Origin of the sequence: Cytobacillus sp. FSL M8-0252, assembly GCF_038007345.1 — a bacterium.
Lineage (GTDB): Bacteria > Bacillota > Bacilli > Bacillales > Cytobacillaceae > Cytobacillus > Cytobacillus kochii.
The window spans coordinates 4,300,661-4,318,538 of the sequence record NZ_JBBOWZ010000001.1; the positions used below are offsets into that span (position 1 = coordinate 4,300,661).

General features: G+C 38.4%; 20 protein-coding genes. 8 read left to right on the forward strand and 12 right to left on the reverse strand.

The window, feature by feature from the left end:
* Positions 1 to 57: 57 nt before the first annotated feature.
* The 4 genes from MKX83_RS21805 (at position 58) to MKX83_RS21820 (ending at position 3,193) form a co-directional block, all read left to right on the forward strand.
* Complete coding sequence (locus tag MKX83_RS21805) at positions 58 to 945, forward strand: LysR family transcriptional regulator (RefSeq protein ID WP_341057945.1); 888 nt, start codon at positions 58 to 60, stop codon at positions 943 to 945.
* A 301-nt stretch (positions 946 to 1,246) separates the two neighbouring features.
* The gene (locus tag MKX83_RS21810; protein WP_341058657.1) at positions 1,247 to 2,035 is read left to right on the forward strand and encodes a fumarylacetoacetate hydrolase family protein; all 789 of its coding nucleotides are present in this window, start codon (positions 1,247 to 1,249) and stop codon (positions 2,033 to 2,035) included.
* On the forward strand, positions 2,032 to 2,784 hold the full coding sequence (locus tag MKX83_RS21815; protein WP_251162244.1) for a fumarylacetoacetate hydrolase family protein: 753 nt from the start codon (positions 2,032 to 2,034) through the stop codon (positions 2,782 to 2,784). The genes MKX83_RS21810 and MKX83_RS21815 overlap by 4 nt, the downstream gene beginning before the upstream one ends.
* A gap of 13 nt (positions 2,785 to 2,797) precedes the next feature.
* A complete protein-coding gene (locus tag MKX83_RS21820) occupies positions 2,798 to 3,193 on the forward strand; it encodes a 5-carboxymethyl-2-hydroxymuconate Delta-isomerase (protein WP_322909769.1) in 396 nt (131 codons plus the stop codon).
* A gap of 142 nt (positions 3,194 to 3,335) precedes the next feature.
* Here MKX83_RS21820 and MKX83_RS21825 read toward each other — a convergent pair whose 3' ends face one another.
* Positions 3,336 to 3,785 carry a GNAT family N-acetyltransferase gene (locus MKX83_RS21825; protein WP_095371695.1) on the reverse strand — a complete coding sequence of 150 codons (450 nt, stop codon included), beginning with the start codon at positions 3,783 to 3,785 and terminating at the stop codon, positions 3,336 to 3,338.
* A gap of 288 nt (positions 3,786 to 4,073) precedes the next feature.
* Between MKX83_RS21825 and MKX83_RS21830 the strand changes: the two genes are divergently transcribed.
* The 4 genes from MKX83_RS21830 (at position 4,074) to MKX83_RS21845 (ending at position 8,594) form a co-directional block, all read left to right on the forward strand.
* The gene (locus MKX83_RS21830) at positions 4,074 to 5,429 is read left to right on the forward strand and encodes a sigma-54 interaction domain-containing protein (RefSeq protein ID WP_322909770.1); all 1,356 of its coding nucleotides are present in this window, start codon (positions 4,074 to 4,076) and stop codon (positions 5,427 to 5,429) included.
* A gap of 220 nt (positions 5,430 to 5,649) precedes the next feature.
* Positions 5,650 to 6,942: a CitMHS family transporter gene (locus tag MKX83_RS21835; RefSeq protein ID WP_341057955.1), complete on the forward strand. Its 1,293-nt coding sequence runs from the start codon at positions 5,650 to 5,652 to the stop codon at positions 6,940 to 6,942.
* A 16-nt stretch (positions 6,943 to 6,958) separates the two neighbouring features.
* Positions 6,959 to 8,275 carry an acyclic terpene utilization AtuA family protein gene (locus tag MKX83_RS21840; RefSeq protein WP_445293128.1) on the forward strand — a complete coding sequence of 439 codons (1,317 nt, stop codon included), beginning with the start codon at positions 6,959 to 6,961 and terminating at the stop codon, positions 8,273 to 8,275.
* A 4-nt stretch (positions 8,276 to 8,279) separates the two neighbouring features.
* Complete coding sequence (locus MKX83_RS21845; protein WP_095371691.1) at positions 8,280 to 8,594, forward strand: AtuA-related protein; 315 nt, start codon at positions 8,280 to 8,282, stop codon at positions 8,592 to 8,594.
* Between the two features lie 48 nt (positions 8,595 to 8,642).
* On the opposite strand, the gene MKX83_RS21850 is transcribed toward MKX83_RS21845, so the two are convergent.
* The 11 genes from MKX83_RS21850 to MKX83_RS21900 form a co-directional block, all read right to left on the reverse strand.
* Positions 8,643 to 8,831 carry a DUF6440 family protein gene (locus MKX83_RS21850; protein WP_341057962.1) on the reverse strand — a complete coding sequence of 63 codons (189 nt, stop codon included), beginning with the start codon at positions 8,829 to 8,831 and terminating at the stop codon, positions 8,643 to 8,645.
* Between the two features lie 110 nt (positions 8,832 to 8,941).
* The gene (locus MKX83_RS21855) at positions 8,942 to 9,430 is read right to left on the reverse strand and encodes a small multi-drug export protein (RefSeq protein ID WP_233435191.1); all 489 of its coding nucleotides are present in this window, start codon (positions 9,428 to 9,430) and stop codon (positions 8,942 to 8,944) included.
* A gap of 106 nt (positions 9,431 to 9,536) precedes the next feature.
* Positions 9,537 to 10,262: a hypothetical protein gene (locus tag MKX83_RS21860; protein ID WP_322909771.1), complete on the reverse strand. Its 726-nt coding sequence runs from the start codon at positions 10,260 to 10,262 to the stop codon at positions 9,537 to 9,539.
* Positions 10,263 to 10,276: 14 nt separating this feature from the next.
* The gene (locus MKX83_RS21865; protein WP_341057964.1) at positions 10,277 to 11,293 is read right to left on the reverse strand and encodes a LytTR family transcriptional regulator DNA-binding domain-containing protein; all 1,017 of its coding nucleotides are present in this window, start codon (positions 11,291 to 11,293) and stop codon (positions 10,277 to 10,279) included.
* 967 nt (positions 11,294 to 12,260) lie between these two features.
* Complete coding sequence (locus MKX83_RS21870) at positions 12,261 to 13,334, reverse strand: NAD(P)/FAD-dependent oxidoreductase (RefSeq protein WP_224936665.1); 1,074 nt, start codon at positions 13,332 to 13,334, stop codon at positions 12,261 to 12,263.
* Positions 13,334 to 13,663: a (2Fe-2S)-binding protein gene (locus MKX83_RS21875; protein ID WP_251162254.1), complete on the reverse strand. Its 330-nt coding sequence runs from the start codon at positions 13,661 to 13,663 to the stop codon at positions 13,334 to 13,336. Before MKX83_RS21875 ends, MKX83_RS21870 begins: the two co-directional genes overlap by 1 nt.
* A 32-nt stretch (positions 13,664 to 13,695) precedes the next feature.
* Positions 13,696 to 14,754: an NAD(P)/FAD-dependent oxidoreductase gene (locus MKX83_RS21880; protein WP_341057970.1), complete on the reverse strand. Its 1,059-nt coding sequence runs from the start codon at positions 14,752 to 14,754 to the stop codon at positions 13,696 to 13,698.
* Complete coding sequence (locus MKX83_RS21885) at positions 14,744 to 15,067, reverse strand: (2Fe-2S)-binding protein (RefSeq protein WP_224936668.1); 324 nt, start codon at positions 15,065 to 15,067, stop codon at positions 14,744 to 14,746. The genes MKX83_RS21880 and MKX83_RS21885 overlap by 11 nt, the downstream gene beginning before the upstream one ends.
* Positions 15,068 to 15,080: 13 nt before the next feature.
* Positions 15,081 to 15,881 carry an ABC transporter permease gene (locus MKX83_RS21890; RefSeq protein WP_224936669.1) on the reverse strand — a complete coding sequence of 267 codons (801 nt, stop codon included), beginning with the start codon at positions 15,879 to 15,881 and terminating at the stop codon, positions 15,081 to 15,083.
* On the reverse strand, positions 15,878 to 16,792 hold the full coding sequence (locus MKX83_RS21895; RefSeq protein WP_224936670.1) for an ABC transporter permease: 915 nt from the start codon (positions 16,790 to 16,792) through the stop codon (positions 15,878 to 15,880). The genes MKX83_RS21890 and MKX83_RS21895 overlap by 4 nt, the downstream gene beginning before the upstream one ends.
* A gap of 4 nt (positions 16,793 to 16,796) precedes the next feature.
* Complete coding sequence (locus tag MKX83_RS21900) at positions 16,797 to 17,864, reverse strand: ABC transporter ATP-binding protein (RefSeq protein ID WP_224936671.1); 1,068 nt, start codon at positions 17,862 to 17,864, stop codon at positions 16,797 to 16,799.
* Positions 17,865 to 17,878 lie beyond the last annotated feature (14 nt).

Consider the following 17,878-nt stretch of genomic DNA (forward strand, 5'->3'; position numbering starts at 1 on the left):
AATATTGTTTTTGTTTGTTTTGGATATAAAAAAAGTATCGTTTCAAGGAGGGACAATATGGACATAAAGCAGCTGCAATACTTTTGTACAATTGTTCAGGAAGGACAAATCACACGCGCAGCAAAGAAGTTACATATGGCACAACCCCCACTTAGCCACCAACTAAAACAACTAGAAGAAGAACTCGACGTTAAATTATTCGATCGCATTGGTAGGAAGATGGAACTGACCAAATCAGGTAGCGTCCTTTATGATCGTGCCTTGCAAATATTATCTGAGTTAGATGAAGCTAAAAACGAAGTCAAAGAAACAAATGAAGGAGTGAAAGGAAAGCTTTCAATTGGTGCGAGCAAATCATGTTTCGCCTTTTTACCAGACCGCCTACGGGCGTTTCGTGAAAAATACCCTCTCGTTACTTTTCAGTTAAGAGAAGGCGATACTTACTACATTGGCGAGCTGTTGAAAAATCGCGAAATCGAACTAGCTGTCACTCGCCTTCCACTAGAGATGGATGATATTGAGATGATTCGCTTTCCGACAGAACCTTACGTACTTGTCATTCCAGAATCATGGCAACAACATATCCACAACAAGACCTCCATCAAAATGATAGATATCAAAAACTTCCCATTACTCTTACTCCATCGCATCAATGGCAAAGGTCAATTCGAAATCGTCACAAATGAATGCCGACGTCACGGCTTCGAACCGAAAGTGATTTTGGAGTGCCCTGATGCCTCTATGCTTTTATCTCTTGTTACTGCTGGGGTTGGTGCAACAATAGTACCTAAATCTACATTGCAATCCTATTATGCAGATAAAGCGATTGTCATAGAGCTAGAAGATGCAACCATCCAATCGGAATCGGCCATTATTTGGTTGAAAAATCGTTACCTCTCCAAAAGTGCCCGTCGAATGATAGAGACCTTTCAAACAAACGTTTGATTGAATATTTTCTAACAGCAATTAGAAGAGAACACCTTCTAAAGTGAAGTTTGGTATATTATGTTTTTTTGTATGTCTGACTCGATTCCCTCTCTTACCACTAGATTTGAAGTAATCAAAAGACAAATTTCAGAGATTTCAAATATAAAAAAGGATAGATTTTACCGTAATGGGTGATTCCACTTGGCCCATTAGGATATTTTGTAGAAAAGGATGCAATTCATTTTACATTATTTGAAATATTTAAAATAATAAATTATGATTTAATCATTATTTTGTTAAAGGAGTGTTGATCACATTGATGAAAGCAATGATGAGATATAATGGACAATTCTTTTTACAAGAGGTTTATGTCGATTCTACTAAACAACTAATAACCCGAGGAGAAGAGACAACTCCAATTGAACAGCTTGTCGTCCATCCTCCAGTATCTGGAACGATTTACGGAACATTACTTAATTACAAAGGTGAGTTAGAAGCAATTGGTTCAGCTGTTTATGAAAGCCCTTACCAACAACTACCGAAAGCACCCATTCTTTATATCAAACCAGTCAATACAATCAATTACCATCAAGCGAGCATTCCTATGCCAAAAGAAGAAGATACCTTACAAATAGGCGCTGCCCTTGCAGTAGTCATCGGTAAAAAAGCAAGCAAAGTATCAAAAGATGAAGTACAAAATTACATTTTGGGCTACACAATTGCTAATGATGTCAGTATTCCACATAGCAGTGTTTACCGTCCTGCCATCAAAGAAAAAGCGCAAGATGGATTCTGCCCAATCGGTCCATGGATTGTTGATCAAAAAGAGGTGGCGAACCCTGACGACTTAGACATTACCGTCCATATCAACGGAGAGTTAAAGCAACAGCAAACAACTAGAAACTTAATCCGCCCCGTCGCTGAGCTAATCGCAGAGGTTACTTCCTTTATGACCTTATTTGAAGGCGATACATTACTAGTCGGTGTACCAGAAAGCCCTCCACTTGCTCGTAATGGGGATATTGTCAGAATAACGATTGCTGGCATCGGCTCACTTGAAAACCAAGTTGTTATCACAAAACAACAAGTAAAGGAGAATACGATATGAAAACCGCACGTGTCGCCTATAAAGGGAATATCCATGAGGCAATAGAATGGTACGGTAAGCTACAATTAGATACGGGCGCCATCGTTTCAGAGGATGATGTTGTTTGGCTCCCTCCAATTGTGCCACAAACGATTTTTGCATTAGGACTCAACTACGCCGATCATGCGGCAGAGCTTTCTTTTAACGCACCGAAAGAGCCCCTCGTTTTTTTAAAAGGACCTAATACACTTATCGGTCATAACGGGGAAACTTTCCGCCCTGCCGATGTTACCTATATGCATTATGAATGTGAATTAGCAGTTGTCATTGGTCAATCTGGTAAAAATATTCAAGAAAAGGATGCTTATAACTATGTCGCTGGATATACTGTGGCCAATGATTACGCCATCCGCGATTATTTGGAAAACTACTATCGCCCGAACCTACGTGTGAAAAATCGTGATACATTGACACCCATCGGCCCCTGGTTTGTCAGTGCAGATGAGATAAAAAATCCAATGAATCTCACTTTACGCACCTATGTAAATGACAGTGTCGTCCAAGAAGGAACAACGAAAGATATGATTTTTAGTATTCCAAAGCTCATCGCCTATTTAAGCAGTTTCATGACACTCAATAAAAACGATATCATTCTCACTGGGACACCAAAAGGTTCAGTCGATACGAAAGTGGGCGACACGGTCATCACTGAAATCGAAGGCATCGGCCGACTCAAGAACACCATTATAAGCGAACCTGTCTATCAGTAAAAGGAGGATTTTCATGCCACATTTCATTATTGAATATACGAGCAACATCAAAAGCGCTGCACATATTCCCGCCTTATTAGAGAAAGCGAACAAAATCCTCATCAGTAAATCGCCTACTTTTCCAATAGGTGGGATCCGTTCAAGGGCCATTGAACTAGAAGACTATTATATTGCAGATGGTCAGGCAGACGATGCCTTCGTTCATGCAACACTCAAAATCGGCTCCGGACGAAGTGAGCAGGTAAAGGCATCTGTATGTGACGAACTCTTTACTATGATGAAGGATCACTTCAAGGAACTATATAATCAACGCTATTTTGCTTTATCAATGGAACTGTATGAATTTAGCGAAGCTGGTACGTATAAGTGGAATAATATTCATGGTCGGTTTAAACAGCAACCGAGATAGGCATTATTATGAGGACAAAGAAAAAATATCAATTAAAACAACAAAATATTTAGTACACCAAAAAGCTTGGATTTCATAGCTTTTTGGTGTCTTTAATAAGTTGTTCTACATTTAAAGCAAAGGGTTTAGATTTTATTTACTCTCATTTAATTGTGTACTTAAATAAGAGTTCCCCATTATTAGGGTCCCTTTCATTCATACATTCGAACCCAATACTTTCGTATAAGCGATAGGCCGTTTTATTTTCATCAATGATACTTAAATATATCACGTTTACCCCATATTCTTTTGACACGATATCAATAAGTTTCTTCATCGCAGTTTTCCCATAGCCTTTGCCTTGATAGTTTTCATCGATCATTATTCTATCAATCCAAGTCTCTTTATTAGGACCAAAAGAACCGTACATAGCAAATCCGATCATTTCTTCATCCAAATATATAGCTACTGGATGCCACTCTCGATGGGCATTCGCTTCATTTAAACATTCATCTACGGTTTCAATGAACTTTTCTTGTCCAGACTTTAATTTTATATTTCTAACGTTGTATTCATTTGTAACATCTATATCTTTAAAATGCAGTTTACTCATGTATAAATTAATCCTCCAACACTTAAATCTAATTTTTAAAATTTACTTCCGTATGTTGAAATCTTACCATAAGTATCACAAACCTTTGTATTTTCTCACCTGACATCCCCATCACTATTCAAATAGTACCCTCATTTACAGGTTGCTATTTTAAGTCTGCAAATATCACTTCATCTCATTCTCAGGGAATTTACTATGGTGTTTTAAACAACTGGATTCGTAGGTAGTACAAACTCTTCAATTGCCATATAATTTAAATATTCCGTATTTTTTAAGGAGTTGAGAATTATGCAATTACAAAATAATAAGATTGGCTGGCTTGAAGGGATTATTGAGGCCATTCATGATGGGATTCTGGTAATCGATCACGTTGGTGTGGTGCAATTAATAAATGAGGAGTATACACATATTACAGGTGTCAGTGCAGAACAGATAGTAGGAAAGCTATTACAAGAGGTACGACCAGGAGCACTTCTGCCCACTGTTTTAAAAGACGGCTTGGCACGAGAAGGTGTATTCCGAAAAGAAATGACAATGGAATATGTTGTTGATATGGCTCCCATTTGGGATCAAGGGAAAATCATTGGTGCCGTTTCTGTTTGTAAAAGTATTCCTGAAGTTTATCGGTTAAATAAAGAGCTGAAAAAAAGTCGTAAACGAGTCACTATGCTTGAGAGAGCCGTTGGTAGAATTCATCAGGCAAAATACACCTTTGCAAATATTATCGGTAGTGATGTGCAATTAAAGCAGACGATAGAACAAGCCAAAAGAACCGCACAAACAGATATGAATATTTTATTATCCGGTGAATCTGGTACTGGCAAAGAGCTTTTCGCACAGGCCATCCATAATGAAAGTAAAAGACGTGTAGCACCCTTTGTTCCAGTTAATTGCGCTGCTATCCCAAGCTCCTTATTAGAAAGCGAGCTTTTTGGCTATGAGGAGGGAGCTTTTACTGACTCTAACCGCGACGGAAAGATTGGGTTATTTGAGCTTGCCAATCACGGCACGCTATTTCTCGATGAAATCGGTGATATGTCATTTGAGCTTCAGGCCAAGCTTTTGCGGGTCTTACAAGAGGGCTCTTTTAGAAAAATTGGTGGTCTCGAGGAACAAACGGTTGATGTTCGAGTAATTGCAGCAACGAATAAAGAATTACAAAGCATGGTAGAAAAAGAACGATTCCGTGAAGATCTTTTTTATCGAATTAATACGGTTCATTTAACCATACCTCCTCTTAGGGAAAGAAGAAATGATATTACAGAAATCATCGCCTTTTTATTAAAAAATGAAGCAGACATTACTTTTGATCCAGAAACCATATTTATCCTCCAACACTACCATTGGCCAGGGAATATCAGAGAACTGAAGAACGCGATTCAATACGCCATTAGTATGTGTGATCATCAAGTCATTCGCCAGGAACATCTACCTGACACAATAAAGAAAGCGTTTAATGCAACTCAACAACAATCAATAACGCTCCAGCCACTAGAAAAAATACTAAATGACACAGAGAGAACAGCCATACAAAGTGTACTTAATCAAACAGGAACGACAGTGAAAGGAAAAAAGAAAGCGGCAAAAATCTTAGGTATATCACTTGCTTCCTTATATAACAAATTAACTAAATATCATATTTAAGCCTGCTTTCTAAGGAATTAGAAATCATCATCTCATTTCTAATTTTCTAGAAACTAAGCCATCACCTGTATAGAAGGACTTCTTAGACCTTCATGTTTCTAATTCTTTAGAAATGACAATTTATCATTTTAAAAAATCCCTTTCCTATCAAAGCTTATTTTTTGGCATAAATCATGCATAACGAAATGTAAGCGCTTAATACAGTTAAGGAGGTTTTTATTTGTTATCCATCATGGGGTTCTTAACCATCGCAATTTTTCTTTATTTAATTTTATCGAAAAAAGTGTCTGTAATTGTCGCTTTAATATTAGTCCCCGTTTTCTTTGGGCTTTTCACAACTGACTTGAACAGTCTCGGCGCGATGATTCTTGAAGGGGTCACTTCAGTTGCACCAACAGGGATTATGCTTGCTTTTGCCATTCTTTTCTTTGGTCTCATGAGTAAAGCAGGCCTTTTCGATCCCATTATTTCTAGAATATTAAAGCTTGTAAAAGGGGATCCGTTAAAAATTGTCATCGGTACAGCCATTATTGGAATGGTCACACATTTAGATGGCTCGGGTGCTTCTACATTCCTTATCACGATTCCTGCTTTACTTCCTTTATACGAACGTTTAGGAATGAGCCGACTTGTGCTCGCAGGTGTGGTGGCCCTTAGTGCTGGGACAATGAATATCGTTCCATGGGGTGGTCCAACTGCACGCGCATCAAGCGCACTTGGTATAGATACGGCAACATTATTCAATCCCCTGATTCCCGCTATGATCGCTGGGCTTATTTGGGTGCTATTTGTTAGTTATTACTTTGGTAAGAAGGAAAGGAATCGCATCGGTATTCAGAACTTTCAATATGATTTTAATCAGGAATTAAGTGAAGAGGAAAAAAAGGCAAGAAGACCTAAACTTCTTTGGCTCAACTTACTTCTTACTATTTTAACCATTGTTGCATTAGTAAAGGTATGGCTCCCTCTCCCAGTTGTTTTCATGGTCGCCTTCGCCCTTGCATTAGTTATGAATTATCCGAACCCAAAAGAACAGCAAGAACGAATTACCGAACAGGCTACAGGGATGGTTACAGTAGTTTCAATTATTTTTGCAGCAGGTATCTTCACTGGTGTTCTTTCAGGCACAGGCATGATTGGAGCAATGGCCAATACACTTGTATCTATTATTCCTGAGAGCACGGGTTCCTTTATGGGCCTAATAGTTGCGGTTACAAGCATGCCTCTCAGCCTCGTCTTTACACCAGATGCTTATTATTTCGGTGTTTTGCCAGTTCTGAGTGAAACAGCCGCCAACTACGGGGTAGCCGCTGAAAATATTGGTCGTGCAGCTATATTAGGGCAGATGACAACTGGATTCCCTCTCAGTCCATTAACTGCCGCTACCTTTTTGCTACTAGGATTAGCCAGAGTAGAGTTAGCTGATCATCAACGATTTATTTTCATCTGGGCTTTTGGCACAACCATTGTAATGACAATTGTTGCTCTTATTACCGGTGCAATTGCCATCTAATTATATATAAAAAGGAGTGTTCAACTTGCTTCGAATTGGATCAGGAGCAGGATTTGCGGGTGACCGTATTGATCCTGCCATCTCTTTAATAGAAAATGCACAACTTGACTACCTAGTATTAGAAGGATTAGCAGAGCGAACCATTGCGCTATCTCAAAAACAGAAACAGAAGGATGCCAACAAAGGGTATAACGAATATCTCGAAGACAGAGTTCGCCCACTACTCCCTTCTCTTTTAAAAAATAGAGTCAAACTTATCACAAATATGGGGGCGGCTAATCCAATTGCCGCAGCAAAAACTATTTTACAAATGGCTCGAGATTTAAACCTTACATGTAAAGTTGCAGCGGTTTCAGGCGACGATGTCTTAAACGATTTAAACTTTCATCAATTCGAAACAGAAAATGGAGAAAATTTAATGACATTTGAACCCATTGTTTCGGCTAATGCCTACCTTGGCATTGAAGCGATCTTACCTGCTTTAGAAGCAGATGTAGATGTGATTATTACAGGTAGAGTGGCTGACCCTTCGCTTTTTTTAGCGCCACTCGTCCATCACTTTCAATGGAATCAAAATGACTTTGACTTGATGGGGCAAGGGACTTTAATTGGACATTTACTTGAATGTGCAGGGCAAGTGACAGGTGGATATTTTGCTGACCCTGGCCTGAAAGAAGTAAATAACCTAGCAGATCTTGGATTCCCCTTCGCCATCGTAGCTGAAGATGGCAAGGCGATAATTACAAAACTCCCTAATAGTGGTGGTGTCGTCAATACTCAAACAGTAAAAGAGCAATTACTTTATGAGGTGCATGACCCAAGTCAGTACTATACCCCTGATTGTATTGCGAATTTTAGTACAACACAAATGGAAGAAATAAAACCAAACGAAGTGCTTGTTTGGGGAGCTACAGGTAAAAGAAAACCAGATACACTGAAAGTATCTATCGGTTACCATGCAGGTTACCTTGGAGAAGGTATGATTTCTTATGCCGGATCAACTGCCGTCAATCGCGCCAAACTGGCAGAATGGGTGATAAACGAGAGATTACGTGCCAATGTACCTCAATTACGAACAGACCTAATCGGCTTAACGGCTCTTCATCATACAACTTATACTCACACAACACCTTACGAAGTCACTGTGAGAGCTGCCGCTTTATGTAAAGAAGAGCAGACAGCCAAAATGATTGGACATGAAGTTGAAGCACTCTATACAAACGGACCTGCTGGAGGGGGCGGGGCACGAAAAAAAACAGAAGAAGTGATAGGAATCGTTTCTACCTTTATTGATCGCTCAGCAATTACAATTCATACTGAAATAATGGAGTGATAAGATGGCAACAGTTAAATTATTGCACATTGCACATAGTCGAACAGGGGATAAAGGGGATACACTGAACTTCTCCCTCATCCCCTATAACGAAAAAGATTACGCTTCTATCGCCGAACAGGTGACAAGTGAGAAAGTGAAAGACCATTTACAAGCAATCATCAAGGGCGAAGTAATCAGATATGACCTCCCCAACTTACATGCTTTTAATTTCGTTTGCACAAATGCTCTTCTCGGTGGTGTGACGACTTCCATCGCATGGGATGCTCACGGAAAAAGCATCAGTAGTGCCCTATTAGAAATGGAAATAAATATTTAAATGAAAGAGTTAGAAACGACTGTTTCTAACTCTTTTTCGCATAAGAGATTACTCTAGTTTCTTTACAACAACCTTCCCGTTTTCATCTAACAACGGTGTAAGTCCACTTCCGCCTGTACTTGCCCATGTATGAACATAATGGACCCCGGTTTCACGATCAACGAGGATAGAAAGCAGCCCTGATGAGTAACTTTCTTTCAATATTTCTACAAAACGGGTCTCTCTTTTTTTAAACACATCAACACTCCTTACAAAAATTCATTATCATCGTATTTAGTAAGATGATTGACCATAATACAAAGCATACTGATAAAAGTATTTGTAATAGTAAGTGGAAGTATTTCATTTTAGGAGAACAAATTTATACCAGACATGATTAAAATTCCAATAACAAGTGCCTGTGCTATGATAGCAATGGTTGCCCATAAACTGACATAGCTTTTCTTTGCTCCTCCTGCTAAGCCGATTGCTGCCGAAATATGAAATCCCCATAGAAGACCTGCTAAAGAAACGCCAGGTACACCATATTTTTCAAAATATTTCTTTGCTTTCATCATGCGTTTACTTGGTTCTTTCTCCTTTTTCTTTCCTTTCATCAATTTTGACCTTAGCGCATTGATCACCCAGATAAAAGCCATGACTGAAACCCAGTTCCCTAGTATCGCTACTAAAATAACAGGGATTCCAGGAAATCCTAAAAGAAACCCAAATGGAATGGCACCGTATGATTCAAAAAATGGGATGAGCGATAAAACAAAAATACTTAGTAACTGTAGAAATAAATTATCTTCTAGTGCCGGCATTAAATTCAAATAGAATTCTTGTATGTCTTGCATCATTTCTCCCCTCTCATGTTTGCCTACTTTTAGTATGAAGGATAATCCCTTCTATATCAGCAACTTCTGCACGAAAGGAGGGAAATTCATTCCGAGTGGAGACGATTTATGCCTCAATGGAGGCCTTTTTTTCCCTTTTCTTTATGAGGAATAGCAAAGCAATGCCACCCCAAATGAATGGCACAATCATAAACTTCAATACAGAGGTAAAGTCATCATTTTCAATCAGAGTAAGACCACGTTCGATATGATAATTGGGAAAAAGAATCGTTAACTTATTCAGGAGCGAAGAATAAACAAATCCTTCTATTAAGAAATAAACAATCATAATTGGCCATCCATATAAACTTACATCGATTGTATTTTTTGCATATTCAGCGATAGCAGTCCCTATTAAAAGCCACATACTGAAAATTGGGATGGTAAATATACTGGCCATCAGTATTTGCGCTAAACTATAGCCATAAATAATCATACCAATAGTGAACAAAAGATAAGACATACTATAGGTAACGATGGATTTAGCTAAGAAAATATTTATTCGCCTTATCTTCATCAAACGATATAATATGCCTGTCCCCTGCTCTTTTTCTTCAACCATTAAGTTCCCTTGTGTATACATTGTCACCAATATACTAATAAAACTAAGTAGTGAAGTCATGCCTTTGAAAAAGGTAATCTGTTCATTTGAAAAGGTGATGGTCAAATTATTTAATACATAAATGAAAAAAATCATCGCGAAGGCAGTGAAAAAGAGTAATAATACTTGCCCATTAAAGCGCAAATCTTTTAGTTCCCTTATCATTAAAACCTTAATTTGCTGTACATTCATGCGAATCACCCCTTTTACCAGTTCAACAGTTCTTTTAACTCCCCATATCGTGATTTGGATAAAGGAACCGTCTTTTCATTTTCCAATGTGAGGCTATAACTATTCTTACTCCATACCACAACTTCCCTAACACGCTGCAAATTAACTAAGTAGGAGCGATGACAGCGAAAAAAACCGTAAATATGTAATCTCGTTTCAATGTCCTTCATTGAAACAGTTGATATAAACTCTTCATTATTCACATGGAGAATAGTTTGTCTATCTCGCGTTTCCACAAAATCAATCTCTAATGGATCAAATAGAATAAATTTATCGTCTGATTTAGCTGATATTTTCTCGAATCTTTGTTGGTAAATCGTTTCGTCCTCTGTGCCACTAGCTTCCTTTTCCTCAACTTCTTCTTCAGCTTCCTCTTTATATTCAAGCCGCTGTAGTCCTCTATCTGTCAATCGGAATACTTTTGTCCCTAAACGAATGCTCTCTTCTAAAGAGGATGTAAGAATAATAATGAAACTATCCTTTTTCAACAATTCATTAAGAATACGATTCAATACCTGCTTCGATTGGAGATCAATGTGATAAGTAGGTTCTTGAAAAATATAAATGGTCGTAGGTTGAATCAAACTGCGTGCAAATTGTAATCGTTTTTTCTCTGAGAATGTTAGTCCTTTGTTTTTCTTATTACGGACTTCATTTAATTCAGCAAGCGCTAAAATCCTCTCTATATCTACTCTTACACCATACAAGTTACACCAAAAACGAATCGTTTGCTCGGGGGTTAAACGTTTATATTCGCCCATATTCGTCCGGTAAAAGAATAAATCCTCCGCCCCACGGAGAACACTGTCTGAGAGACGGATTTCATTTGTCATATAACTTCTATCTTCCTCCATTAAGGATAAAAATGCATGCATATACTCCATGTCTGCTTGAATCGCAACCACATCTTTTTTTTCAATGGTCAATTGTATAGAAGGCAAGACAACTGTATTGCCAGCGACCTTCCCAAAACCTTCAAAAATTAATGACATATACACTCTTCTCCTTCTGAACCTATTTATTATGACGGATTTCTAGAAGTGGTACCTTCATAATGAACGAAAAAGAGGAAAAAGCAAACGAAAAGGGAGCAAATCTTGGTTAAACTCATCCTTTTATTATTTACGCCTCAACGAGTGGCCATTCATTTTATCCCGGTGTATAAAACTGATACTTTATTGTATTGAAGGAAATTATAAGGAATGAACTGTTTTTTCATCTTGATGAAAGCTGTGAGACATACTAGTCGTCTAAAGGGGAGTACGCGATCATTCAGCCGAAAATTCACCATAATATGATTGGAGAAGTAGGGAAATTTTGACTCCTTCCGGGAAAGAATAAAAATGGGGTACAGAAGATGGCTAATATTATAACGATCAAGAGAGAAAAGGGACATTTTGAAATACCATGTGGCAAGATTGATTTACTATCTCACCACATTTGATTAAGGAAATAAACAATATTTAAAAATAACCGTTAATTGTTCCCAGGTCTCAGCTTCGCGAACGCTGACTCCCTACAATTAGAACCTGATAGTGGCTATGGATTAGCTAGAGAAACGTGGTTACTTTTCTCACAGCCTTCCCCGGGGAAATATTACGTAAGAAAATCCAATGATTAAGAATTGTTTCATTATATTTTAAGAGGAATATTGCGATATGCGCGACTACCTCAATCACACCCCCCCTATTTAGTCGCGTACTCATAAACTCCTTCAAAGCTACTTTGAGAGTCTCCCTCCTCTCTTCAACAAAATTCTACATTTCCAATCATTTTCCGGGAAATAAGATAAGCATTCGACTAGAAACAATTATTTTCCGTAAGATAAGAAGCAAGAAATTAAATATATTTCACACATCATGTGCAAAAAGGAAAAACGCCTTAGGGAATCAGGAAAAAATATGGTAATCACAACTTTAATTGCGACAAAAATAACCGTTGTTGTTCCGTTTCTTCTCTTCAGGCAAACCGACTAATCCCATACCTCTCAATCGGAATTGAGGTTTCCTTATCAATTATTAACTCCGTAATTAATGTGCCTATAAGCGGTGATAGGGTTACACCACTGTGGGTAGCTGCTACATATAAGTTCTCAATATTAGGCACGGCACCAATGATAGGAAATCCATCTTCCGGCATGGCACGTATGCCAGAGAAAGCACGAACAATTTTTGCTTTTTTAATGGCTGGCACATAACGGATGGCCATATTGGCTGTTTCTTGCATTACATTAAGTGTGGTGGAGCGATTAAACCCTTTATTTTCCATGGAATACCCCATCAAAACCTCACCATTATTTGCTTGTCTAAGACCGCTCACTGTATGATTCAGAAAAGGTTTAAGCGGTTCGGAAACTAAAATTTGTCCTCTTACTTGATTCATTGGAATATGAACATCAATCATTTTCCCCAACTCTCTGGACCATGTTCCCCCAGCTAGAATAAGCCTTTTACATCGATAAGTGTCCTTCGTTGTAGCTACGATAAACCCACCATTGATTTTCTGAAGGTCATGAACAGGGTTATACGTTGAGTATTGCACTCCTTTTCTTTTAGCTGCTCTCATATACATATCTATGAGTCGAAAAGGATTTACATTTCCATCTATGGAGCTATAGGTGGCTCCTTCGACATCCGGATTCATGAATGGCTCTTTTTCCAATACCTCTTCTTTTGATAATACTTTAATATCTATGCCAATTTCTTTATATGCTTCTGCTAGTTTCATTGCCTTCACTCTATCCTTTTCATGAAAAAATGGTGATAGTCCGCCTGTTCGTTTATATTCGACATCACCAATTTTTTTCGATAGATAAGGATATAACTCAGCACTATAATAATTCAATTCTGCATACCATGAAGGTGTTTTATTATGCACCCATACCCATGCCTGAGTAGAGCCAGAAGTACCTGCTAAAGGGTATTTTCGATCAATGACTAATATACTTTCTTGGCTTCTTTCTGAAAGATGATAGGCAATCCCGCTACCCACGACTCCTCCACCTATCACAATTGTATCGAATTGAGTGTTCATCACTTCACCTTCCCATCTGTCAGCTCTATTTCATCAAGTACAGACTTGACTGTAGAAAACTGTTGGCTATCTGTCGCTAATGCCTCCAAACTGACAGGCGAAATTGGCATCCGAAAACGAGGTGGATAAATTTGTTCCATCGACAACCCTGTTTGCTTGTGTATCACTTCAGCTACTAATTTACTGCATATTTTTGACTGACATGCACCCATTCCACAACGGGTTATTCTTTTAATATCATCGAATGTTCTTCCGCCCTGAGTGATTACTTCTTCTATTTCTTCATAGCTTATTTCTTCACATCTGCAGACAATTACTGACTTATCCATTCAATCCCCTTCTTATCTTCAATTTTAATAATCTAAGAAATAAATTGATCTTTTAATTGTGGTGTGGAAAATTGTTTAATATGCTCTTTTCTTGCTGAAAATGTATCGCTTTCTTCTTCATTCTCTAACTTACTATATAGCGAATTCCTTACTCCTTCAGTTTCTTCTGGCGGTAATGATTGAAGCGCTTCACACACGCTAGCAGCCGCTAACATTCCCGTTAGAATAAGAGCGGAATGATTACTGACTCCAGCTGCATTTCCTGTGACATATACATAATCCTTACTTGTTTGAAGTTGATGATTGTAAACAGGAAGCCAGCCCCCGAGTTCTGCTTGATATCTAAGAGCACAGTCCAATTGATACACGATATCTAATATAGGAGATTGTCCCCCATCTATTAGAACGATGTCAGGCTTTAAGGTGATCATCCCATGAGGAGTTTGTATGTCAATTTCTTCTAGCTTCCCATTACCTCTAGCCTCAATAATTGAGCTATTTTCATACAACGGTATATTCATATCCCCGAAAGTGGAGTTTCCTAACTGTTTGTTTTGTTTTACTATAGCGACGATATTTACTTCTACACTAAGCAGAAGTTCACAAACATCGCTGGCAAAGGAGTTATCACCATAAATCACTGCTGAAGAACCTGGTTTTACTCGATCCCGATTCACTACACTTTGTGCTGCTCCTATCGTCATCACACCTGGTAAGGTCCATTTAGGAAAAGGTATCGCATTTTCAGCTGCCCCTGTTGCGATGATGATTTTTTCAGCAAATACTGGGAAAACATCTTTATCATTTGTCACACCAATCTGTCCATCTTCATATACACCAATGACACGATGACCTAACAACCACTCCACTGCTAGTCCTTCTAACCGTTCCACTAAAAATTGAGCAAGCTCAAAACCTCTCATGTTTGGGAATGTATCGGGTAAAGCTAACATTTGGCTTTGTTGCCATAATTGCCCGCCTGCTTGTTGATGTTCATCGATGATTAGAACACATAGACCTGTCTTGGCTACTTCATAGGCTGCAGTTAAACCGGCGGGACCAGCTCCAATAATTAATACGTCAGCCTTCATCAATATCTCTCCTTAATTCGGGGTCTTCTAGCCCTTCACTTATTTTCATCCCATCTCTTACTTTCCTCATACAGGTTTTCACGTGATCTTCTCCGTCCACAGTCATATAACAACTACAACATCTACCCTTTGAACAAAACATTCCCCTTGCTTGAACGAGCTTCCTACTTTGCCCTAGCTTCTTCACATTATTGGCCATTAATGCACCAGCAATCGATTGATTATCATAGGCTTCAAGAGGTTGCTCATTTAAATAAATAGTAATGGGTTTGTTCAATTGCTCACCTAATATTGGATGCTCTTTTATATGCACGACTTTCACCTCTCTAATTTTTAGAAGAGAATATTTTCCCTACTCCCATCACCCGCTCAATTATAATCATTAGAACGACCGTCATAATGATCATGATGCTAGACACCGAGGCGATAATGGGATCATATTGATATTGCATATACGTATAGATTCGTACCGGTAATGTCACTACATCCGTACTTACGATAAAGAGGGCTACGGTTAAGTCGTCAAACGATGTAATGAATGCAAAGATGGCTCCCGCAATAACCCCGGACTTAATCACCGGTAAAGTGATTTCAAAAAACACTCGAATAGAACTGGCGCCTAGATTCATTGCAGCCTGTTCAATCACTCGGTCAAACCCTACTAAACTAGCAACAACTAATCTCATTACAAATGGAACAGTTAATATAATATGTCCAAGGATTAATGACAGTGGGCTTGTTGCTAGTCCAATCCATGAGTAAAATTGTAATAGCGCCACACCAAAGACAACTGAAGGTATAAGTAAGGGTGAACCAATTAACTGTACAATCGCATTTTTCCCCTTAAACTCCCTTCGAACAACTGCTAAAGCAGACATGGTACCAATGATTGTTGCAATGATTGCTGTGCCAAAAGCTACACTGATACTTAAGATGAAGGAATCGATAAATTCCGGATGTTCGATTAGCTCTATATACCATCTCAAAGTAACGCCTTCAGGTGGAAAAACGATATATTCTGTCGTGGTTAAAGATGATAATAAAACGACGACAATGGGTGCCAATAAGAATAAATACACTATTAAACAAGAAAGACTTAGTAATATGCTCGGTAACTTTTTCTTCATTGGATCGCCACCCCTTTTTCCGATTTGCTAAGGACTTTACTGTATATAAGGATGGTGATGGTAGCAACTAAGATCAATAAGAAGCCAATCGCCCCACCATAAGGCCAGTTCATCATGACAGCTACCTGTTCATAAGTAATATAGGACATCACTTTCACTTGTGGTCCCCCTAGAATAGATGGAGTAACGAAGGAACTAACGCTTAAACTAAAGACCATTACCGAGCCTGCGAAAATGCCGGGTAAAGTTAATGGCAATACAATCGACACAAACGTTCTCAAGTTACTTGCCCCTAAGTTTTTTGAAGCGCGAATAATAGAAGGATCAATTCTCTCTAAAGCCCCCATAATACTTAACACCATATAAGGAAACAGCACATGTACCATTCCGACAATTACACTAAATTCACTATAAAGTAAGGGAGCCGGTTCATTAATCAATCCCGTTGTCATTAGGGTTTGATTAATCACCCCATTATTCGATAGTAAGATGACCCAACCATAACAACGAATAACCATACTAATTAACAAAGGAGACAGAACCAGCAATGTTAAATAATTTTTCATCCGAGGCTTGGCCTTCGTTATTTGGTAGGCAACAGGATAAGAAATAATAATTGTAATGATTGTCGTAATCAAACCAATTTTTATTGTTCGCCAAAGCACACTTATATAAAAAGGATCAGACAAAAATTGAATATAATTCGCTAGCGTCCACTGATTGCCAATCCCGGTACCAGCATCAAACGTTTTAAAGCTAGTAACAAATAAAAAGAACAAAGGAAGCAAGAAAAAGAAAAGAAAGATAGCTAGTGTAGGAATGAGCAGCAACCATGTATCTCTCCGTTTTTTAAAGTTCTTTTTCTTTTGCATAAGGACGATTTCATTATCTACGCGTGTATTTAACTCCATTTCCTCACCTCACATTCCTAGAAGGCAGGATATCCTCTGCTTGCCAGAAGGTTTGCACTTTACTGCCTTCTATAATTGAGTGTGGATTTAAAGCTGTATTCGGAATGTCTGCAATTAAATCTTTATCTTCTACTTTAAGGAAATACCTTGTTTTAGCACCTAAGAACATTTTCTTCATTACGATCGATTGAAATCCCTCTCCCTCATGTTTTTGAGTGATGACAATCTTTTCTGGTCGAACAAAAAAATCAAGTTTCTCATTCGTTCGGAGTTGGAAAGGAAGTAACTGTTCATCTCCGTAGAAATTAACTCTACTTTCATTCCCATTCTCCCCGCCTACTACTACGCCTTGTATTTTATTGACTTCTCCAATAAATTGAGAGACAAAGTCCGTTTTAGGTTGATTATAGATGGTTATTGGATCATCGACTTGTTCAATTCGCCCTTCATACATCACGGCAATCCGATCAGATATGGCTAAGGCCTCTTCTTGGTCATGTGTAACAAAAATAGTCGTGATACCTACTTGCTTTTGAATATCCACTATCTCTTCACGCATTTCTTGTCTTAGCTTCGCATCCAGATTACTTAAAGGTTCATCAAGCAACAAAACTTTTGGCTTGATTACTAATGCGCGCGCTAATGATACCCGTTGCTGTTGCCCACCTGATAATTCCTTTGGATACCTTTTCTCATAGCCAGCTAACCGAACCATGTCTAATGCTTCTAACACTCTTTTTTTTGCTTCTACCTTTGATACTTTTCTCAATTTGAGCCCATATGCAATATTGTCAAACACAGTCATATGTGGGAATAACGCATAATTTTGAAATACCATCCCCATTTCTCTTTTGTTAGCAGGAAGCAGATGAACGGCTTGTCCATCTACCTCTATTCGTCCTCCATCGACATCCAGAAAGCCAGCAATCATATTTAATGTCGTTGTTTTCCCACATCCAGATGGACCAAGAAAAGAAATTAACTCCCCCTTACTAATTTCTAAGGTTAGATCCTTCACTACTTCTGTACGATTGAATGTTTTCACTAAATTGTTTATCCGCAAGTAACCCATAATTGATTCACCTC